The following is a 20,261-nucleotide window of genomic DNA, read 5'->3' as shown; positions in this document are numbered from 1 at the left end:
TCGCGGTGTGATCCGGAAGAGACAACGTAATGTGTGTTCCCTTCATGCGGCTTATGTAGTTTAGAAAAAGCCACGAGGTAAGTCTTAGGCGCGTTTTGCTGAGAAACACGGCGCGCCATCTTCTGGAGGTTATACTATGAAAAAACTCGTTCTTGCTGCTGCTCTGACAGCTGCCGCTTCTGCCGCTTCCGCTGGCTCGCTTGCTGACCCAGTCATCGAAGCACCTGTGATCGTCGAAGAAGCTACAGGTTCTTCTTCCGGCATCCTGATCCCGCTGATCCTGCTGGTCGTCGTTGCAGCTGCTGTTGCTTCCGACTAATCGCAGTAGCGATACAAAATAGAAAAGGCGGTGCATTGCACCGCCTTTTTTCGTTTCAGCATCCCGCGGCGTGATACGGGCCTTGCCCTAGCCTTCCGGGCGTCGCCCTGCCCGCGATCGGCAGGCGTCAGATCCAGCCCATCAGGTTTTCCTTGATGATGTTCGACAGCGCTTCGATATGCGCATCATCATCGTTGAGGCAGGGGATATAGGTGAAATGCTCGCCGCCCGCTTCCTCGAAGCTTTCAAAGATCTCTTCGTTGATCTCTTCTAGCGTTTCGATGCAGTCGGCGGAAAACGCTGGCGCGCAGACCGCGATGTTCTTCTTGCCGGCTTCGGCAAGGCGCGCGACCTCTTCGACCGTATAGGGTTTCAGCCACTCTTCCGGGCCGAACTTCGACTGGAAGGTGGTGGTGATCTCGGTGTCGTCCCAGCCCAGCCGCTCTTTCAGCAGGCGAGTCGTTTTCTGGCACTGGCAATGGTAGGGATCGCCTTCCATCAGGTAGCGCTTTGGCACGCCGTGGTACGAGCAAACGAGGATATCCGGGCGCTTCTCCAGTTCCGCGTATTTGCGTTCGATGGATTGAGCCAGCGCCTCGATGTAATCCGGACGATCGAAATACGGCTGTACCGTGCGCGCCACGGGCTGCCATTTCTCCTTTGCCAGCGACTCGAAGAATTTGTCACAGGCCGTGGCCGAGGTCGCACCGGCGTAATGCGGATATAGCGGGAAGAAGAGGATCTTCTGGCATCCCGCCTTGACCAGTTTCTCGACCTTGCTCTGGGTCGACGGGTTGCCGTAGCGCATGCAGTAATCGACCATGACGCTGTCGCCGTAGGTCTTTTGCATCTCGGCCGCGATCTTCTTGGTCTGGGCTTTTGTGATCGTCATGAGGGGGCTTTCGCCTTCGTCCTCATTCCAGATCGACTTATAGGCCGCACCCGACGTGAAGGGACGTTTCGTCAGGATGATAAGCTGCAACAGCGGCTGCCAGAGCCAGGGTGAATAATCGATCACCCGGCGGTCGGACAGGAACTCGCCCAGATACCGGCGCATCGACCAGTAGTCGTAGTTGTCCGGTGTGCCGAGATTGCCAACAAGAACCCCAACCTTGGGCCGGGGCAGCTTGGGGTGGTCCGGGCCCGCATGGATCGGCCGCGCTTCAGTCTCTGTAGCTTGCATATCTCGCATCACTGGTGTCCCGCCTTGTTTGGGTTCCAAATAGACAGATTCGACCAAGGGTCAATCGCGCAACGGGTTTTCATCGGTCGACAGGGCATCGGCAAGCCGCTGCTGTGCCGAACCGGGGCGCAGCGGTTTTGGCTGGGAATCGTCAGGCGCCCAACCGGTTAGCACCTGTATCTCGAAGCTGGCGCGCAGCCGTCCGGAGGCTGCGACAAAGTGCTGCGCATAAAGGTCCTGAGCGCGTTCAAAGACGCGGCCACTCGTTGGCTTGCGGTGCCGCGCGGCGAGTGCGTTGGTTTCTCCCATGGCGCGCAGGTCGCGCATGAGGTGCCAGATATCGCGGTACTCTGCAGTCAGGATCGCGGTATCGGCGACCGGCAGCGCCAGTCCGGCGCGCTGAAGCAGACCCCCAAGGTCACGCAGCTCGGGCATCGGGGCGATTCGCGGGGACAACCCGCCGGTTTCGGCAATCTCGGCATCGCCAAGCGCGCGGCGCAGCTCCTGAAGGGTGTCTCCGCCCAGACTGGCCGCGATCACCAGCCCGTCGGGCCTGAGTGCGCGGCGGCACTGGATCAGCTGACCGACGGGATCGTTCGCCCAGTGCAGCGCCATCATATGCAGGATGAGATCATGCTCACCGGGCACGAGGTCGAGCGTATCGGTATCGGCCACAACCTTTGCGTCGGGAAACCGCTGCGCCCAATAATCGGGAAAGCCGGTCACGATGGCTACATCGCTAAAGGACTTGTTAACCATTTCCAGCCGATCCTGAACCTCATCGGCTGCCGCATCGTGCAGGAAAAGCGCATCGGGCGTGGCGCGCGCACGGTGCAGTGCAAGGGCCGCGGTATCTGTCATCTGGGCTGTCATGGAGGGGTACATAGGGTGCTGCGCGCACAGTTACAAACGGCTGTATCGCTGATTTATCCACCCCGCTGCATCACCTGTGGCGGTCTGGTGCAAAGCGATTTCGGCCTGTGTTCCGGCTGCTGGCGCGAAACCGAATTTCTGGGTGAGGCCGGGTGCGACGGTTGTGCCGTGCCGCTGCCCGCCGGTGCGCCGGGCGAGGTGTTGCTGTGCGATGCGTGCATGCAGTCACCGCCGGTCTGGACGCAGGGGCGCGCCGCCCTCGCCTATCGCAGCACGGGACGCAAGCTGGTGCTCGCGCTCAAGCACGGGGACCGTCAGGAAATCGCACGGCCTGCAAGCGTGTGGATGGCGCAGCGCTGTGCCGCATTGCGCGGGACCGGTGCGCTGGTGGTGCCGGTCCCTCTGCACTGGCGGCGCCTGGTCAAGCGGCGCTATAACCAATCCGCCCTGCTGGCCCGCGCCCTGGTCCGTGAACTGGACTTGCCGTGGTGTCCCGATGCGCTTGTCCGTCCGCGCGCGACACCCTCGCTGGACGGTAAGACCCGTGAAGAACGGTTTGCCATTCTCGCGGGTGCGATTGTTGCGCATCCCAAAAGGGCCGATCTGTTTCAGGACCGTTCAATTCTGTTGGTGGACGATGTGCTGACGTCGGGCGCCACGCTGGGTGCCGCAACCCACGCCTGCATCGCCGCCGGTGCCCGCGATGTGCGCGTTGTGACCCTAGCGCGGGTGGTGAAAGATGCCTAAGTAGGTGGGCTAACGCCGCCACAAAGGAGTGCCACCATGAAACCCGTCGAAATCTACACGTCTCCGCTGTGCGGATTCTGCCATGCCGCAAAGAGGCTGCTGAACGAGAAGGGCGTGAATTTTTCCGAAGTCGATGTGCTGGCCAATCCCGACCGCAAGCCAGAGATGATCGAACGCGCGAACGGCGGGCGCACCGTGCCGCAAATCTTCATCGGTGACACCCATGTCGGCGGCTGTGACGATCTTTACGCGCTGGAGCGTGCGGGCAAGCTCGATTCCCTGCTTGCGGCGTGATGCGCGCGGCCCTGCTGCAACTGAATGTCAGTGATGATCCGGTAGCGAATCTGCCGGTCACACTGGCAATGGCTGCGGACGCGGCGGGGCAGGGTGCTGACATGATTTTTACGCCGGAGGTCACGAATTGCGTGTCGACCAACCGGGATCACCAGAAAGCCGTCCTTCATCTCCAGCAGGATGACCCGACGCTTGCCGCCTTGCAGTCCTTTGCGGCAGAGCGACGGGTCTGGGTCTGCATCGGTTCTCTGGCGCTCAGAACCGATGATGCGGACGGGCGGTTTGCGAACAGGTCATTCCTGATCGGACCGGATGGCGCGATCGTCGACCGTTACGACAAGATCCACATGTTCGATGTCCGCGTGTCCGAAACCGAGACCTATCGCGAATCCGCGGGCTACCGGCCCGGAGACCGCGCGGTTCTGGCGCAGACACCGTGGGGGCAGATCGGCATGACCATCTGCTACGACATGCGTTTCCCCGCGCTTTACGAGGCTTTGGCCCGCGCTGGTGCGCAGATCCTGACAATGCCTTCGGCATTCTCTGTGGTTACGGGGGCGGCGCATTGGCACGCGCTGCTGCGTGCTCGCGCCATCGAAAACGGCTGTTTCGTGATTGCCGCGGCGCAGACCGGCACCCATGCAAGCGATGCGAATAAAACCCGCGAAACCTACGGGCATTCGCTGGTCGTGGACCCGTGGGGGGAGGTCGTGCTGGACGCCGGAACCGCGCCGGGCGTATACCTGTGCGATATCGACATCGCCGCCGTCGATGCAGCGCGTTCCCGCGTTCCAAGCCTGACACACCGCAGAAACTTCGAAGGACCCTGATGGCCGAAGACCGGAATACCCTCGCGATCCTGTTGTTCAGCGAGATACTGGGAACCGACCAGATGATGCGCAACCGACTGAGCAAGGTGCTGCCCAAGGGTATGGAGATTTCGCATTTTTCGGTTCTGAACCATCTTGCCTGGCGCGGGGTTGAACGCAGCCCCGCACAACTGGCCGAGACGTTTCACGTCACGCGCGGCGCGATGACCAACACGCTCAACAAACTGGAATGGGCGGGCTACGTTCATATCCGCCCCGATTGGGACGATGCCCGCCGCAAGATGGTGGCGATCAGCCCCGCAGGCCGGCGCGCCCGCGAATCGGCCCTCAGTTCGATCACCCCGATGATCAATCAGGTCGTGGAGGAGTTGGGCGAGGAAACAGTGCGCGCGACGCTTCCCGCGCTCAGGGCGCTGCGCGCGCAGATGGAATAGGCCGGCGTAACCGGATCACGCTCAGGCCGCGGGTTTCAGGCTTGCGGTCACGTAGTTGACGCTCAGGTCGCGGGCCGACAGGGTCCAGCTCCAGTCGAGCGGATTGAAAACGAATCCCTTGCGGTCTACCGGATCCAGCCCCGCCTGCGACAGCAGATCGAACAGTTCGTCCGGCGTGATGAATTTGGACCATTCGTGGGTGCCCTTGGGCAGCCAGCGCATGACATGTTCGGCCCCGATAATCGCCATGACATAGCTTTTCGGATTCCGGTTCAGGGTTGAGCAGATGTGCAACCCGCCGGGTTTGAGCAGACGCTGGCACGCCGTCAGATAGCTGATCGGGGATGCGACGTGTTCGACGACCTCCATGTTCAGCACCACATCGAACTGCTCCCCCGCGTCGGCAAGGGCTTCGGCGGTGGTATGGCGGTAATCGATGTTCAGGCCGGACTGCTCTGCGTGGATCCGGGCCACGGGGATGTTGCCCGCAGCGGCATCCGCCCCCACCACATCCGCCCCCAGCCGCGCCATGGGTTCGGACAGCAGACCGCCCCCGCACCCGATGTCGAGGATCCGCAAACCCGCGAAAGGGGCTTGCGCGGAAAGGTCGCGGTCGAATTCACCGGCGATTTGCCCGGTGATATAGTCTAGCCTGCAAGGGTTGAGCATATGCAACGGCTTGAACTTGCCTGCGGGGTCCCACCATTCCGCTGCCATCGCCTCGAACTTGGCGATTTCGGACGGGTCCACGGTGGTTTGATGCGCTTGCATTCCGTTGCTCCTATGCTCAATGTCGCGTTTCGTACTATATAGGGTCCCGATGGACAAATATCCCGATCAAAAGCGCGCGGTGCAGTATCTCTATCCGCCCCTCGACCCGTTTGACCGGCGAATGCTGGATACGGGCGACGGACACGAGATCTACTTCGAACAATGCGGTAATCCCGAAGGCATCCCCGTGGTGGTTCTGCACGGCGGACCCGGCGGCGGCTGCAGCCCGTCGATGCGCCGTTATTTCGACCCCGCCAAATACCGTATCGTTCTTTTCGACCAGCGCGGTTGCGGTCGGTCGACGCCGCATTCGTCGGTCCAGAACAACACGACATGGCATCTGGTCGCGGACATCGAACGGATCCGCGCCATGCTGAACATCGACAAGTGGATCGCCTTTGGCGGCAGCTGGGGGGCCACGCTCGCCCTGATCTATTCCCAGACCCATCCCGAAGCGGTTCGCAACATTGTCCTGCGCGGTGTTTTCCTGATGACCCAGGCCGAGCTTGACTGGTTCTACGGCGGCGGCGCGGGCAAGTTCTGGCCCGAAGTCTGGGCGAAGTTCGTGGCGCTCGTCCCCGAGGACGAGCGTGGGGACTACATCGCCGCCTACCACCGCCGGCTGTTTTCCGACGATCTGTCCTTGCAGACACGCTATGCGAGGGCTTGGTCGGGATGGGAAAACGCGCTGGCCTCGATCCATTCGGCGGGCCACATGGCCGAAGGGCCGGGCGAATATGCGCGGGCCTTTGCACGTCTTGAAAACCATTATTTTACCAACGCCGGTTTCCTTGAATACGACGGCCAGATCCTGAACCAGATGGACCGCATCGCCGATATCCCCGGTGTGATCGTTCAGGGGCGGTACGATATGATCTGTCCGCCCGAAAGCGCCTATTCCATCGCGAAGGTCTGGCCGAACTGCGAACTGAAGATGGTGCGCAATGCCGGGCACGCGCTGAGCGAGCCGGGAATCAGCGCCGAGCTTGTGCGCGCGATGGACAGGATTGCACTGACATGACGCGGGGGCCTCTGGACCGTCGGGCGCTATTCGCCAGTGGTGCGGCGGCGGCCCTTCTGGCGGCGACCGGCCTGAGCGCGGGAACACTGCCGCAACGCGGCGGGAAGCTGCGGCTGGCCCTGTCGGGGGCGGCGCGCGACGACGACTGGTTGCGCGGCTCGGGCCTGTTCATGCGTGTGGCGCGCCTCGGCCTTGTTTACGAAACCCTGACCGAAATTGCCGCCGATGGTACCCTGCGGCCGGAACTGTCCACCGGTTGGCGCTCGGGCGAGGATGCGCGTGTCTGGACCTTCGATCTGCGCCCCGGCGTGGTGTTCCATGACGGAACACCGATGACGGCGCGCGATGTGGTGGCAAGCCTGTCGCATCTGGACGGCGCGGCACATCCCACAGGCAAGCACAGCGTCGAGATTGTTCTGCCCACGCCCGATCCCTCCTTGCCCTTCACGCTCGCGCAGGAGAACTTCGCGATCCGCCCCGCCCATGCGTCAGAGGCTGGGATCGGGACCGGGCTTTACCGCGTAACCCGCTTTACCCCCGGTCAGCAGGTTCTGGCGGACCGCGTTAGCCGCCACTGGAAGGACGGGCGCGCGGGCTGGTTCGACCGGATCGAGCTTGTCTCGATTCCGTCCTCGGATGTGCGTGCACAGGCCGTAGCCGAATATCTGGTCGACGGGGCCGATATCGACGATCCGGCGATCCTGCGCCGACTTGGCGACATCTGCGTGTTCGACGGGCAAGCGGTGTCGCGCAGCGTGGGTATCCCGCGTAGCACCGGCCGCAGGGCGCCCTTCGACGACCTGCGCGCGCCCCAGCGCTGGTGGGTGGCCTAACGGCTCTTGAACTTCGCGGGGTTGCGGCGTATATGGCTTTCAACAGCGGCGCGTCCGGGTCCAAACCAGACGCCCACCGAAACCTTGTAACGGGCCGCGCGCCCGTTTTTTTGTGCCTGAACCAAACGTGAGAATATGACCAACGATCTGATCGCCAAAGCAGCCATCGACCAGCGCCTGGCCGAGATCATCACACCGGTGATCGAGGATCTGGGGTTCGAACTGGTGCGCGTGCGCCTGATGTCCGGCAAATCCACCACTCTGCAAGTTATGGCCGATCGTCCTGAGGGCGGTATCGAGGTCGACGATTGCGCGCAGATCAGCACCGCGATCGGTGCGGTTCTGGATGTGGAGGACCCGATTCTCGACGAATACGCGCTCGAGGTCTCCAGCCCCGGTATCGACCGTCCTCTGACCCGCCTGAAAGACTTCGAGGCGTTCGAGGGATATGAGGCCAAGATCGAAACAACCGAGATGATCGACGGCCGCCGCCGCTTCAAGGGCGAGTTGGCCGGGGTCGAGGACGACGAGGTTCTGATCAACGTGGCCGAGGGCACCGTGGGTCTGAAGTTCGACTGGCTGTCGGATGCCAAGCTTGTGCTGACCGACGAGCTGATCAAGGAAATGCTGCGCCAGCGCAAGGAAGCGGGCGTGATCGACGAAACCCAATTTGACGAAATCACGGAAGAATCCGGTGAGGGAGAAGACTAATGGCCATTACATCTGCAAACCAGCTTGAGCTGCTGCAAACCGCCGAGGCGGTGGCCCGCGAGAAGATGATCGATCCGGGTCTCGTGGTCGAAGCGATGGAAGAATCGCTCGCCCGTGCTGCGAAATCCCGCTACGGCGCGGAAATGGATATCCGCGTCAGCATCGACCGCAAGACCGGTCGCGCGACCTTTACCCGTGTGCGCACCGTGGTCGAGGATGACGAGCTGGAAAACTATCAGGCCGAGTTCACCGTCGAGCAGGCCAAGCAGTACATGGAAAACCCATCGGTCGGCGATACCTTCGTCGAAGAGGTGCCGCCGGTCGAGATGGGCCGCATCGCGGCGCAGTCCGCCAAGCAGGTTATCCTGCAAAAGGTGCGTGAAGCCGAGCGGGACAAGCAGTACGAAGAATTCAAGGATCGTGTCGGCACGATCATCAACTGCGTGGTCAAGCGCGAGGAATACGGCAACGTCATCGTCGACATGAACCCCGGCGAAGGCATCCTGCGCCGCAACGAAAAGATCGGCCGCGAGGCATACCGCCCCAACGACCGGATCCGTGTGTTCATCAAGGACGTGCGCCGCGAACAGCGTGGCCCGCAGATCTTCCTGAGCCGTACCGCGCCCGAGTTCATGGCCGAACTCTTCAAGATGGAAGTGCCCGAAATCTATGACGGCATCATCGAGATCAAGGCCGTTGCCCGCGACCCCGGTTCGCGCGCGAAGATCGCCGTGATCTCCTATGACAATTCCATCGATCCCGTCGGTGCCTGCGTTGGTATGCGCGGCAGCCGCGTGCAGGCCGTGGTGAACGAGCTCCAGGGCGAGAAGATCGACATCATCCCGTGGAACGAAGACCAGCCCACGTTCCTTGTGAACGCCCTGCAGCCTGCCGAGGTTTCCAAGGTGGTTCTGGACGAGGAAGCCGGCAAGATCGAGGTGGTCGTGCCCGAAGAGCAGCTGAGCCTCGCGATCGGCCGTCGTGGCCAGAACGTGCGTCTGGCTTCGCAGCTGACCGGTCTGGATATCGATATCATGACCGAAGAGCAGGAGAGCGCGCGCCGTCAGGCCGAGTTCGAAGAGCGCACCAAGCTGTTCATGGATACGCTGGATCTGGACGAATTCTTTGCCCAGCTGCTGGTTTCCGAAGGGTTCACCAACCTTGAAGAAGTCGCTTACGTCGAAGTCGACGAACTGCTGGTGATCGACGGTGTCGACGAAGACACCGCCAGCGAACTGCAGGCGCGTGCCCGCGACGTGCTGGAAGCCCAGAACAAGGCCGCGCTTGATGCGGCGCGCGCGCTGGGCGTCGAGGACAGCCTTATTGAATTCGAGGGTCTGACACCCCAGATGATTGAGGCGCTCGCCAAGGACGACGTGAAAACGCTGGAAGACTTCGCCACCTGTGCCGACTGGGAACTGGCCGGTGGCTGGACCACGGTCAACGGCGAGCGGGTCAAGGACGAGGGCACGCTGGAACCCTTCGACATGAGCCTTGAAGAAGCCCAGCAGCTGATCATGACGGCGCGTGTCCTGCTGGGGTGGGTCGACCCGTCCGAGCTGGAAGCGGACGCCGAAGAGGGCGATCTGGAAGAAGAGGAGGCCGAAGCCTGATCGCGGGCTTCGGATCGGTAGTATGGGACGCGGCGGCGCCTCCAAACAGCGCGATGATGCAGAGCGCAAATGCATGGCCACCGGCGAGGTGCAGCCCAAGAACGGGCTGATCCGTTTCGTCGTTGGCCCGGAGGGGCAGGCCGTGCCCGACATTATGGGCAAGTTGCCCGGTCGGGGCATGTGGGTTGCGGCGGACCGCGCCGCGCTCGAGACCGCAGTGAAGAAGAAACTCTTTTCGCGCGGGGCCAAGCAACCTGTGGTTGTGCCCGACGGATTGGTCGAAGAAGTGGAAAGGCAGCTGGCGCGCCGTGTGGTGGACCTTATCTCGATGCAGCGGAAGGCCGGTAAGGCCGTCGCGGGATACGAGAAGGTCAAAAGCTGGCTGCAAATGGAAGAGGCCGAAGTGCTGATCCAGGCCGTAGATGGGTCGGGACGCGGCAAGTCGAAACTAAGCACGCCGCATTACGGCACCTACATAGGGTGTTTGACGGCGGATGAATTGGGTTTGGCATTCGGTCGTCAAACTGTGATACATGGGGCGCTCGCCTCTGGTGGACTCACGCAACGTGTAGTAGAGGAAGCCCAAAGATTGAACGGCGTGCGCAAAAACGAGACTGGCAACGGCCAGTCGAAAGGATAGACGAGCTAGATGAGCGATAGTGACGGCAAGAGCGACGGTAAGAAAACACTGGGTCTGCGCGGCAGCGGGTCGCGCCCGGGTAATGTAAAGCAAAGCTTTAGCCACGGGCGGACGAAGAACGTTGTGGTAGAGACCAAGCGTAAGCGGGTTGTCGTGCCCAAGCCGGGCGGCCAGAAACCTTCGGGTCCGGGCGCCGGTCCTGTCGGCGATCCTTCCAAGCGTCCCGCCGGTATCACAGATGCCGAAATGGAGCGTCGCCTGAAGGCGGTTCAGGCCGCCAAGGCCCGCGAAACGGAAGAAGCCGCACAGCGCGAGGCCGAGGAAAAGGCCCGCGCAGAAGATCGCGAGCGCCGTCGCGCCGAACAGGAAGAGAAAGAGCGCGAAGAGCGCGAGCGCGAAGAGGCGCTGAAAGCGAAAGCCGAGGAAGAGGCGCAGAAGGTCGCCGAAGCCGAAGCCGCCGCACAGGCCGCAGCCTCTCCTGCCGCTGTCGAGGAAAAGCGCACGCCGAACAAATCGGCCCCCGCGCAGACTCCGCGCAAGTCCGAGCGTGACCGCGAAGAGACCAACAAGAAGAACCGTGGCACCGACAACCGCCGCTCCGGCAAGCTGACCGTCAACCAGGCGCTCGCCGGTGGCGAAGGCGGACGCCAGCGTTCGATGGCCCAGATGAAGCGCAAGCAGGAGCGCGCCCGCCAGAAGGCAATGGGCGGCCCGGTCGAGCGTGAAAAGGTCGTGCGCAACGTCAACCTGCCCGAAGCGATTGTCGTGTCCGAACTGGCCAACCGTATGGCAGAGCGCGTCGGCGAAGTCGTCAAGGCGCTGATGAACAACGGCATGATGGTCACGCAGAACCAGACCATCGACGCGGATACCGCGGAACTGATCATCGAGGAATTCGGCCACAAGGTGGTCCGGGTCTCCGACGCCGACGTCGAGGACGTGATCAAGGAAGTGGAAGACACCGAAGAAGAGCTTGTCGGTCGTCCGCCCGTCATCACGATCATGGGTCACGTCGACCACGGCAAGACATCGCTTCTGGATGCGATCCGGAATGCCAAGGTGGTTGCCGGCGAAGCGGGCGGGATCACCCAGCACATCGGTGCCTATCAGGTGAAAACCGACAACGGCGCGGTTCTGTCGTTCCTCGACACACCCGGCCACGCGGCGTTTACGTCGATGCGGTCCCGTGGTGCACAGGTCACGGATATCGTTGTTCTGGTGGTCGCGGCGGATGACGCCGTGATGCCCCAGACGATCGAGGCGATCAACCACGCGAAAGCGGCCAAGGTGCCGATGATCGTGGCGATCAACAAGATCGACAAACCCGCTGCCGACCCCGACAAGGTGCGTACGGACCTGCTCCAGCACGAAGTGATCGTCGAGAAGATGTCCGGTGAAGTTCAGGACGTCGAAGTCTCCGCGACCACCGGTCAGGGTCTTGACGATCTGCTCGAGGCCATCGCGCTTCAGGCCGAGCTTCTGGAACTCAAGGCGAACCCGAACCGTGCGGCAATTGGTGCCGTGATCGAGGCGCAGCTTGACGTGGGCCGCGGCCCTGTCGCGACTGTTCTGATCCAGAACGGTACGCTGCGTCAGGGCGATATCTTTGTTGTGGGTGAGCAATACGGCAAGGTACGTGCGCTGATCGACGACCAGGGAAACCGAGTCAAGGAAGCCGGTCCGTCGGTGCCTGTCGAGGTTCTGGGCCTGAACGGCACACCGGAAGCGGGCGACGTTCTGAACGTGACCGAAACCGAAGCACAGGCGCGCGAGATCGCGGAGTACCGCGAGAAAGCGGCGAAGGACAAACGTGCCGCTGCCGGTGCCGCGACGACTCTCGAACAGCTGATGGCGAACGCCAAGGCCGACGAGAACGTGAGCGAACTGCCGATCCTCGTGAAGGCCGACGTTCAGGGCTCTGCCGAGGCGATCGTTCAGGCGATGGAGAAAATCGGGAACGACGAGGTGCGCGTGCGCGTGCTGCACTCCGGTGTGGGCGCGATCACGGAAACCGATGTCGGTCTGGCCGAAGCGTCGGGCGCGCCGATCATGGGCTTTAACGTCCGTGCGAACGCCTCTGCACGCAACACGGCCAACCAGAAGGGCGTCGAGATCCGTTATTATTCGGTCATCTACGATCTGGTCGACGATGTTAAGAAAGCGGCGTCGGGTCTCCTGAGCAACGAGATCAAGGAAAACTTCATCGGCTACGCGACGATCAAGGAAGTCTTCAAGGTTACTGGCGTCGGCAAGGTTGCCGGGTGTCTGGTTACCGAAGGTGTTGCGCGCCGGTCGGCCGGTGTGCGCCTGCTGCGCGACAACGTGGTCATCCACGAAGGGACGCTGAAGACCCTCAAGCGCTTCAAGGATGAAGTGCCCGAGGTCCAGTCAGGTCAGGAATGCGGGATGGCGTTCGAGAACTACGACGACATCCGTCCCGATGACGTTATTGAAATCTTCGAGCGTGAAGAGGTCGTTCGGACGCTTACCTGATCCGAACGCCTACGCGTTGACGAACATACCAGAGGCCCGGTCGAAACGCCGGGCCTCTGCGCGTTGAAAGCCGGTGGTTTCGTCTTCGTAGCTGATGCGCGTGATGTCGAAATGTTCCTGTGAAATCTCGATCAGATTGAAATCGTTCGGCTCTCCCCGCACGCGGGAGGACAGGCTGGTGCCCGCGTGAATCTGGATCGCTTTTCCGTATTCGCGTGTGGTCGTATGCGCAAAGGTGCCCGTGTGCCAAACGTGCAGATGACCCGACAGGATCATATCCGCACCGCACCCCAGCAGTTGGTGCAGGGCCTGCTGCGCGCCGGGGATCGGCTTTTTCTTCGTGCGTTTCGGGTGCTCTAGCGGGTGGTGCGCCACAAGGATGCGCGCCCGGTCGCCCGCACTGTCGCCCATGGCCGCGCAGGCGTGTCTGATGCGCCCCCTGCTCATCCTGCCGGTCTGCCAGCGAAAGCGGTCTACCGTGTTGATTCCGATCACGATCGCCTCGTCCGTCTCGAAGCGCGGCGTAAGGTCGGGCGCGATCATCTTGCGATAGCTGCCCCAAGGGCGGAAAAACCTTCGGAAAGGCCGATGGATCGGGATGTCGTGATTGCCCGGCACGCTCAGAACCGGAGACGCGAGGCCGTCGATGAACCGCGCAGCCGCGCGGTATTCGCGTTCCCGGGCGCGTTGGGTCAGATCGCCAGAGATCACAACCAGATCCGGCGACAGATCGTTCACCGCATCCGTCAGCGGCTGCAACAGATCGGGCCGGTCCTTGCCGAAATGCAGGTCCGAGAGATGAACGAGACGTGTCATCGCACCGCTTCCGTAGCGGCTGTTTCAGAGGGGACGATCACATCAAGGGCCCCGTGCACCACCCTGAGGTTGAAGGGCCCCGCCATTTTCGAGATCTCGCCATCGCGTGCAACGGCCCGTCGCTTGCGCTTCATGTCTATGCAGAACTCGGCGGCACCATGCAGCTCATAGTCGGATTTCGGTTTCGCGATCCCCATGCCCAGCGCCATGGCGTTCTTGAGCAACCCCCAGCGGTTTGTGTGCGGCGCAATCAGCAAGACCATCTGCCCGTTCTCGATATGCGCCCTTCCGGGCAGATTCATCTGGTCCAGCTGAAAGGCATTGTTCATCACAAATACCAGCGGCGTGCGGTACTCCCGTGCGGTCCCGTCAATCGTGACCGTGATCTTGAGCGGGGCGCGGAAGGTTGCGAGCGTCTTGATCACCGACCAATAGGCGGCAATGCGGCTGCGGCCCCATTTGGCATAGATGCCCTCGCGGTTTTGCAGAATCGCGGAATAGGCCCCGATGCTTGTATTGTTGAGAAACACACTGTCGTTGATCATCGCGATGTTCGTCGGACGCTTCTGGCCCGTCGCTATGACATCCACCGCGCGGTCGATGTCTTCGGGCAGGTCGAGCGATCGGGCGAAATAGTTGAATGTGCCCGAGGGGATGACAGCCATTGTCTGCACGCTTCCGGCCATGACAGACGCAACGGCGCAAATGGTGCCGTCGCCGCCCGAGACAGCAATGATGTCAGGCTTGGCTTCCAATGCGGCGCGTGCTGCCCGCTCGACCCCGTTTCTGGGGTTGAACGACATGATATCGACGTCGTAGCCGTGACGCGCGAAGGCACGACGAATGGTGGCCTCGCGGGTTTCACCGTCGCGACCCCCCGATCCCCGGTTCAGAATCACGATGACTTTCTTGGGCATGTCCGCAGATCCAATGCTGTTGCATGGCTCAACGCCGGACCGTGCGGAAGGTTCTTGTCAGGCGGGTGCCGGAACGGAATTTTGCTGTACGGGGCGTCCGGCGAAGACGGTATCGTCCACTTTCACGGCGATCCGCCCGTCCGGCATATCCTTGACGTATATTCCCTGCACAGAGACGCAGGTTCCGATGGCTATGGTGCGCAGCATTTCTATCCTCCCCAAGTAGATAGGCGAAGCTTAGCAACTTGTGTTGTGATATCCAGCACAATGACGATTAAATAGTGATCATTAGCCCCGAATTTGAACTAAAATTTCGCCACTTTACAGCCAGTCCCGCAAGATCGGGATCAGCGGAATATCGGCGGCTGGCATGGGATAGTTCCTCAGCTCGTTCGGCTTTGCCCATTTCAGGGACTGTCCCTCGCGCGCAACTGGCGTTCCATTCCACTTCCGGCAGGCAAAAAGCGGCATCAGCAGATGGAAGTCGTCGTAGCTGTGGCTGGCAAAGGTCAGAGGCGCGAGGCAGGAAGACCACGTATCGATCCCCAACTCTTCGTGAAGCTCACGGATCAGGGCCGTTTCGGGAGTTTCCCCCGCCTCTACCTTGCCGCCCGGAAACTCCCAAAGGCCCGCCATCGCCTTGCCCTCGGGGCGCTGCGCAATCAGGACACGCCCGTCGACGTCGATCAGCGCGACAGCCGAAACAAGAACCGTCTTCAAGACCGGTAATCCGCGTTGATGCTGATGTAGCCGTGGGTCAGATCGCAGGTCCAGACGGTTGCGCGGCCTTCCCCGATCCCGATGTCGACGCCGATCTCGATATTCTGGCCGCGCATATGGGCGGCTGCGGCCTCTTCCGAGTAGGTTTCACTGCGCCAGCCGTCCTTGGCGACCTCGACATCGCCAAAGCGGATTGAAAGGCGGTCGCGGTCTGCTGCCGCGCCGGACTTACCGACCGCCATGACGATGCGGCCCCAGTTCGGGTCCTCGCCCGCGATGGCCGTCTTGATCAGCGGAGAGTTGGCGATCGCCATTGCGTGGGTCTTTGCATCGCTGTCCGATGCGGCACCGGTGACAGTGATCTCGACAAACTTCGTCGCCCCTTCGCCGTCTTTCACAACCTGATGGGCGAGGTCACGCATCACGCCGTGCAATGCGTCGGCAAAGCCGGGGTGGTCGTCCACGGCGACGCCCGATGCGCCGGTCGCCGCGACGATCAGGCTGTCCGAGGTCGAGGTATCGCTGTCGACGGTGATGCAGTTGAACGTGTGGTCATTGCTGTGGCTGACCAATGCCTGCAGCGCGGTCTGTTCGATCTGCGCATCGGTGAAGATATAGACAAGCATCGTGGCCATATCCGGCGCGATCATGCCCGACCCTTTGGCGATGCCGGCAATCCTGACCGTGCTTCCGTCCACATCCACCTCGGCAGAAGCACCTTTCGGGAATGTATCGGTTGTCATGATTGCCTTGGCGGCATCTGCGATGCGGTCTGTCCGCGTTTCGGCGGCCAGACCTGAAAGGACGGCGGTGATCCGGTCATGCGGCAGGGGTTCACCGATCACGCCGGTGGAGGAGGTGAACACGCGGTCCTGCGGAACGTCGCAGGCCGCCGCCACCGCCGCAGTGATCGCTTCGACCGACGCGATGCCGTGACGCCCGGTAAAGGCATTCGCATTGCCCGAGTTGACGAGAATCGCGGCACCGGCATCCGACGGTTTGCCGATCTTCGTCTGGCAATCCAGAACCGGTGCCGCGCGTGTGGCGGAGCGGGTGAAGGCCCCTGCCACAACGCTGCCCGGTGCGAGAAGCGCCAGCATCACATCGGTGCGGTCCTTGTATTTCACTCCCGCCGCGGCTGTCGCGAAGCGCACACCGTCAATGACCGGAAGATCGGGAAAGCGCGCAGGCGCCAGCGGCGAGACGGAAGTGATTTTTGCCATCTTTCAGATTACTCCAGCAGGCCGAGGTTCTTGATCGCGGCGGGATCAACGCTGTCTTCACCGCTCCGGTCCACTTCGGCTGCGGCCACGGTTTCTTCGATCTTTTGCTGGGCAATCGTCTGGCGCAGCTGAAGCTCGATCTCTTCGCGCACTTCTTCCAGCGCCGGTGCATCGGGGATGCGCGTTTCGTTCAGCTTCACGATGTGCCAGCCGAACTGGGTCTTGACCGGGTCGGAGACTTCGCCGGCCTCGAGTTCCAGAACCGCGTTTTCGAATTCAGGCACCATGGCGCCTTTTCCGAACCAGCCAAGCTCGCCGCCGTTGGGGCCGGAGGGGCCTGTCGATTTCTCGCGCGCGACGGTTGCGAAATCGGCACCATCGGCAAGCTGCTTTTGCACCTCAAGAGCGGCTTCTTCGGTTTCGACCAGAATGTGGGAGGCGTTGTATTCGGGTTCCTGGCTGCCTTCGCCATAGGTTTCCTCATAGGCGGCCTGCACGTCGGCTTCGTCCAGATCGGCACCCATCACGGCGTTGATGTTTTCGCCCGCGATCAGCGACCGGCGTTCGTTTTCCAGAAGGATATCGACACGCGGTGGCAATTCACCGTCGAAATCCTGGCTGAGGGCGGTTTGTTCGATCAGCTGCTTGAGGATACCGCTGAACAGAACGTCCTCCGGAAGCTGCTGGTACTGTTCCGGCAGGCTGGCCCATGCGGCGACCATGTGGCCCAGCGTGATTTCGGTGCCGTTGACGGTGGCGACGACGGTGGTGGGGTCGGTGCTCTTGTTGTCCTGTGCCGCGGCAGGCATCGCGAGTGCGGCAGCCAGCGCGAGCGGTGCCAGGAAAGTGAGAGGTTTTTGCATGGATTGTCCTAACATTGCGGCGTCATCCGGCCGCTTACATTGACACTGTATTCTGCGGCCCTTACATCGCCTTAAAGCGTTGTTTAAAACGCCATCAGGCGCGGCATGGGCCACCATTCTCCCCTTCTATCTATGGACTGGGTGTTACAGGGGCAAGCAGATCGCGCGGTATCTATTTAAGTCGGCTGGAGATCGCATGCTCGGACTGGGAAACATTACCAAGAAGGTTTTTGGCACTGCGAATGATCGCAAGGTCAAGTCGGTCAGGCCGCTGGTGGAAAAGATCAACGCACTTGAGCCCGAGTTCGAGGCGCTGAGCGACGAAGAGATCAAGAACCGCACCGAAGCGCTGGCCAAACGCGCGATGCAAGGCGAAAGCCTTGACGATCTGCTGCCCGAAGCCTTCGCGAACTGCCGCGAGGCCGCGCGCCGCACGCTGGGTCTGCGGGCCTTCGACACACAGCTGATGGGCGGGATTTTCCTGCATCAGGGCAACGTGGCCGAACAGAAAACCGGCGAAGGCAAGACGCTGACAGCCACTTTCGCCGCCTATCTCAACGCGCTTACCGGCAAGGGCGTGCATGTGGTCACCGTGAACGAATACCTCGTGAAGCGGGACGCGGAATGGATGGGCAAGGTGTTTGCCTCTCTGGGGCTGACGACCGGCTATATCTATTCGGGCATGCCCGATGACGCCAAGAAATCCGCCTATGCCTGCGACGTGACCTACGCCACCAATAACGAACTCGGCTTTGACTATCTGCGCGACAACATGAAGTCCGAGCTGAGCCAGATTTACCAGAAGTACCACAACTTCGCCATTGTGGACGAGGTCGACAGCATCCTGATCGACGAGGCGCGCACGCCGCTCATCATCTCGGGCCCGTCCGAGGACCGGTCGGATCTGTACAAGACCATCGACACGCTGATCCCCTCCCTGCGGGAGGAGCATTACGAGTTGGACGAAAAGACCCGCAACGTGACCTTCACCGACGAAGGCAACGAATTCCTCGAAGAGCAATTGCGCGCGCGCGAGCTTCTGGAAGAGGGCTTCACGCTCTACGATCCCGAAAGCACCTCTGTGGTGCACCACGTCAATCAGGGTCTGCGGGCGCACAAGCTGTTCCAGAAAGACAAGGATTACATCGTCCGCGACGGCGAGGTCGTGCTGATCGACGAATTCACCGGCCGGATGATGGCCGGCCGCCGTCTGGGGGACGGTTTGCATCAGGCCATCGAGGCCAAGGAAGGCGTCGACATCAAGCCCGAGAACATCACGCTCGCGTCGGTCACTTTCCAGAACTACTTCCGTCTGTACGACAAGCTGGCCGGTATGACCGGAACGGCGATGACAGAAGCCGAGGAATTCGGCCAGATTTACGGTCTGGGTGTGGTTGCCGTCCCTACCAACCTGCCGATCGCGCGTGTCGACGAAGACGATGCTGTCTATCGCACGCAGACCGAAAAATACGCAGCAATGATCGAAAAGGTGAAGGAAGCGCACGAGCGCGGCCAGCCCTGTCTTGTCGGGACCACCTCGATCGAGAAGTCGGAAATGCTGAGCCAGCTGCTGACCGCCGAAGGCATCAAGCACAACGTCCTGAACGCCCGCCAGCACGAACAGGAAGCCCAGATCGTCGGAGATGCGGGCAAGCTGGGTGCGGTGACAATCGCGACCAACATGGCCGGTCGTGGCACCGATATCCAGCTTGGCGGTAACGTCGAGATGCGGGTGCAGGACGCGCTGGCCGCCGACCCCGACGGTGATCCTGTCGCGATCCGCGAGCGGATCGAGGCCGAGACGGCTGATGAGAAAAAGAAGGTGCTCGAAGCGGGTGGTCTTTGGGTAATCGCGTCCGAGCGCCACGAGAGCCGCCGCATCGACAACCAGCTGCGCGGCCGGTCGGGCCGTCAGGGGGATCCGGGGCGTTCGTCGTTCTTCCTCTCGCTCGAAGACGACCTGATGCGGATTTTCGGATCCGAGCGTCTGGAAAAGGTGCTGACATCGCTTGGCCTGAAGGAAGGCGAAGCCATCGTACACCCTTGGGTGAACAAATCGCTCGAACGGGCGCAGGCGAAGGTCGAGGGGCGCAACTTCGATATCCGCAAGCAGCTGCTGAAATTCGACGACGTGATGAACGAACAGCGCAAGGTGATCTTTGGCCAGCGGCGCGAGATCATGGAAGCTGAGGATCTGCACGAAATCACCGACGACATGCGCCATCAGGCCATCGACGACCTGATCGACCAGTACATGCCGCCCAACACCTACGCCGACCAGTGGGACACGCAGGGGTTCTATGCCGCTGTCATCGAACATCTCGGTGTGGACGTTCCGATCATCGCCTGGTGCGAAGAGGACGGCGTCGACGAAGAGATCGTGCGCGAACGCCTGGTCGAGGCCACCGACAAGATGATGGCCGAAAAAGCCGAACAGTTCGGCCCCGAAAACATGCGCAATATCGAAAAGCAGTTGTTGCTGAACACCATCGATACGAAATGGCGTGAGCACCTGCTGACGCTTGAACATCTGCGGTCTGTTGTCGGGTTCCGCGGCTACGCGCAGCGTGATCCGCTGAACGAATACAAGAACGAATCCTTCCAGCTGTTCGAGGGGATGCTCGATAGCCTGCGGGCGGACGTCACCCAGAAGCTGTCGCGAATCAAGCCGCTGAGCGAGGAAGAGCAGCAGCAGATGATCGAACAGATGATCGCCCAGCAGCGTGCAACCGCACAGGCCGGCGCCAGAGCACAGCCCGCGACAGATACTCCTGCGCCCGCTGTGGATGCCGCCGCAGGCTTTGACGAGGAGAACCCCGAAACATGGGGAAATCCGGGCCGAAACGATCTGTGCCCTTGCGGGTCCGGAAAGAAATTCAAGCATTGCCATGGCAGGCTGACCTGACACCGGGGGATCGCCCCGACCACTTTTTGTCACTTTTGCAGCCGGTTTCCGCCCA

General features: G+C 61.5%; 21 protein-coding genes. 12 read left to right on the top strand and 9 right to left on the bottom strand.

Annotated elements, in window-relative coordinates; translation table 11 throughout:
- Nucleotides 1–136 precede the first annotated feature (136 nt).
- Entirely contained in the window at nucleotides 137–319 is a 183-nt protein-coding gene (locus tag ABMC89_RS11430) for a hypothetical protein (protein WP_349568054.1), read from the top strand.
- A gap of 127 nt (nucleotides 320–446) precedes the next feature.
- On the opposite strand, the gene hemH is transcribed toward ABMC89_RS11430, so the two are convergent.
- Together hemH and ABMC89_RS11420 are read right to left on the bottom strand one after the other, a co-directional pair.
- Complete coding sequence (gene hemH, locus ABMC89_RS11425) at nucleotides 447–1,502, bottom strand: ferrochelatase (protein WP_349568610.1); 1,056 nt, start codon at nucleotides 1,500–1,502, stop codon at nucleotides 447–449.
- A 60-nt stretch (nucleotides 1,503–1,562) separates the two neighbouring features.
- The gene (locus ABMC89_RS11420; RefSeq protein ID WP_349568053.1) at nucleotides 1,563–2,375 is read right to left on the bottom strand and encodes a methyltransferase domain-containing protein; all 813 of its coding nucleotides are present in this window, start codon (nucleotides 2,373–2,375) and stop codon (nucleotides 1,563–1,565) included.
- A gap of 15 nt (nucleotides 2,376–2,390) precedes the next feature.
- Between ABMC89_RS11420 and ABMC89_RS11415 the strand changes: the two genes are divergently transcribed.
- From ABMC89_RS11415 to ABMC89_RS11400, 4 genes are read left to right on the top strand one after another with little or no spacing between them, the layout of a single operon-like run.
- Nucleotides 2,391–3,122, top strand: a complete 732-nt coding sequence (locus ABMC89_RS11415; RefSeq protein WP_349568052.1) for a double zinc ribbon domain-containing protein — start codon at nucleotides 2,391–2,393, stop codon at nucleotides 3,120–3,122.
- A 36-nt stretch (nucleotides 3,123–3,158) separates the two neighbouring features.
- Entirely contained in the window at nucleotides 3,159–3,416 is a 258-nt protein-coding gene (grxC, locus tag ABMC89_RS11410; RefSeq protein ID WP_349568051.1) for a glutaredoxin 3, read from the top strand.
- Nucleotides 3,416–4,246 carry a carbon-nitrogen hydrolase family protein gene (locus ABMC89_RS11405; protein WP_349568608.1) on the top strand — a complete coding sequence of 277 codons (831 nt, stop codon included), beginning with the start codon at nucleotides 3,416–3,418 and terminating at the stop codon, nucleotides 4,244–4,246. Before grxC ends, ABMC89_RS11405 begins: the two co-directional genes overlap by 1 nt.
- A complete protein-coding gene (locus ABMC89_RS11400; protein ID WP_349568050.1) occupies nucleotides 4,246–4,680 on the top strand; it encodes a MarR family winged helix-turn-helix transcriptional regulator in 435 nt (144 codons plus the stop codon). Before ABMC89_RS11405 ends, ABMC89_RS11400 begins: the two co-directional genes overlap by 1 nt.
- A 21-nt stretch (nucleotides 4,681–4,701) precedes the next feature.
- Here ABMC89_RS11400 and ubiG read toward each other — a convergent pair whose 3' ends face one another.
- On the bottom strand, nucleotides 4,702–5,451 hold the full coding sequence (gene ubiG, locus ABMC89_RS11395) for a bifunctional 2-polyprenyl-6-hydroxyphenol methylase/3-demethylubiquinol 3-O-methyltransferase UbiG (protein WP_349568049.1): 750 nt from the start codon (nucleotides 5,449–5,451) through the stop codon (nucleotides 4,702–4,704).
- A 49-nt stretch (nucleotides 5,452–5,500) separates the two neighbouring features.
- Here ubiG and pip point away from each other — a divergent pair, with 49 nt between their 5' ends.
- The 6 genes from pip (at nucleotide 5,501) to infB (ending at nucleotide 12,762) form a co-directional block, all read left to right on the top strand.
- Nucleotides 5,501–6,472, top strand: a complete 972-nt coding sequence (gene pip, locus ABMC89_RS11390) for a prolyl aminopeptidase (RefSeq protein ID WP_349568048.1) — start codon at nucleotides 5,501–5,503, stop codon at nucleotides 6,470–6,472.
- Nucleotides 6,469–7,305, top strand: a complete 837-nt coding sequence (locus ABMC89_RS11385) for an ABC transporter substrate-binding protein (protein ID WP_349568047.1) — start codon at nucleotides 6,469–6,471, stop codon at nucleotides 7,303–7,305. The genes pip and ABMC89_RS11385 overlap by 4 nt, the downstream gene beginning before the upstream one ends.
- Nucleotides 7,306–7,440: 135 nt before the next feature.
- On the top strand, nucleotides 7,441–8,016 hold the full coding sequence (gene rimP, locus ABMC89_RS11380) for a ribosome maturation factor RimP (RefSeq protein ID WP_349568046.1): 576 nt from the start codon (nucleotides 7,441–7,443) through the stop codon (nucleotides 8,014–8,016).
- Complete coding sequence (gene nusA / locus ABMC89_RS11375) at nucleotides 8,016–9,629, top strand: transcription termination factor NusA (RefSeq protein ID WP_349568045.1); 1,614 nt, start codon at nucleotides 8,016–8,018, stop codon at nucleotides 9,627–9,629. The genes rimP and nusA overlap by 1 nt, the downstream gene beginning before the upstream one ends.
- Nucleotides 9,630–9,651: 22 nt before the next feature.
- Nucleotides 9,652–10,269 carry an RNA-binding protein gene (locus ABMC89_RS11370; RefSeq protein WP_349568044.1) on the top strand — a complete coding sequence of 206 codons (618 nt, stop codon included), beginning with the start codon at nucleotides 9,652–9,654 and terminating at the stop codon, nucleotides 10,267–10,269.
- Between the two features lie 9 nt (nucleotides 10,270–10,278).
- Nucleotides 10,279–12,762, top strand: coding sequence for a translation initiation factor IF-2 (infB, locus tag ABMC89_RS11365; RefSeq protein ID WP_349568043.1), 2,484 nt, complete (start codon nucleotides 10,279–10,281; stop codon nucleotides 12,760–12,762).
- A gap of 9 nt (nucleotides 12,763–12,771) precedes the next feature.
- On the opposite strand, the gene ABMC89_RS11360 is transcribed toward infB, so the two are convergent.
- The 6 genes from ABMC89_RS11360 to ABMC89_RS11335 form a co-directional block, all read right to left on the bottom strand.
- Nucleotides 12,772–13,578, bottom strand: a complete 807-nt coding sequence (locus ABMC89_RS11360) for a metallophosphoesterase family protein (RefSeq protein WP_349568042.1) — start codon at nucleotides 13,576–13,578, stop codon at nucleotides 12,772–12,774.
- Nucleotides 13,575–14,495 carry a diacylglycerol/lipid kinase family protein gene (locus ABMC89_RS11355; RefSeq protein WP_349568041.1) on the bottom strand — a complete coding sequence of 307 codons (921 nt, stop codon included), beginning with the start codon at nucleotides 14,493–14,495 and terminating at the stop codon, nucleotides 13,575–13,577. The genes ABMC89_RS11360 and ABMC89_RS11355 overlap by 4 nt, the downstream gene beginning before the upstream one ends.
- Before the next feature lie 57 nt (nucleotides 14,496–14,552).
- Complete coding sequence (locus ABMC89_RS11350; RefSeq protein ID WP_349568040.1) at nucleotides 14,553–14,702, bottom strand: hypothetical protein; 150 nt, start codon at nucleotides 14,700–14,702, stop codon at nucleotides 14,553–14,555.
- A gap of 114 nt (nucleotides 14,703–14,816) precedes the next feature.
- The gene (mutT, locus tag ABMC89_RS11345) at nucleotides 14,817–15,215 is read right to left on the bottom strand and encodes an 8-oxo-dGTP diphosphatase MutT (protein WP_349568039.1); all 399 of its coding nucleotides are present in this window, start codon (nucleotides 15,213–15,215) and stop codon (nucleotides 14,817–14,819) included.
- Entirely contained in the window at nucleotides 15,212–16,438 is a 1,227-nt protein-coding gene (gene argJ, locus ABMC89_RS11340; RefSeq protein ID WP_349568038.1) for a bifunctional glutamate N-acetyltransferase/amino-acid acetyltransferase ArgJ, read from the bottom strand. The genes mutT and argJ overlap by 4 nt, the downstream gene beginning before the upstream one ends.
- A gap of 8 nt (nucleotides 16,439–16,446) precedes the next feature.
- Nucleotides 16,447–17,301 carry a peptidylprolyl isomerase gene (locus ABMC89_RS11335; RefSeq protein WP_349568037.1) on the bottom strand — a complete coding sequence of 285 codons (855 nt, stop codon included), beginning with the start codon at nucleotides 17,299–17,301 and terminating at the stop codon, nucleotides 16,447–16,449.
- A gap of 196 nt (nucleotides 17,302–17,497) precedes the next feature.
- On the opposite strand from ABMC89_RS11335, the gene secA reads away from it, so the two are divergent.
- Entirely contained in the window at nucleotides 17,498–20,206 is a 2,709-nt protein-coding gene (gene secA / locus ABMC89_RS11330) for a preprotein translocase subunit SecA (protein ID WP_349568036.1), read from the top strand.
- Nucleotides 20,207–20,261: the final 55 nt, after the last annotated feature.

It is taken from the genome of Sulfitobacter sp. HNIBRBA3233, from assembly GCF_040149665.1.
Classification (GTDB): domain Bacteria; phylum Pseudomonadota; class Alphaproteobacteria; order Rhodobacterales; family Rhodobacteraceae; genus Sulfitobacter; species Sulfitobacter marinivivus.
The sequence above is the reverse complement of the archived record's forward strand: the minus strand, read 5'-3'. Positions and strand labels throughout refer to the sequence as shown.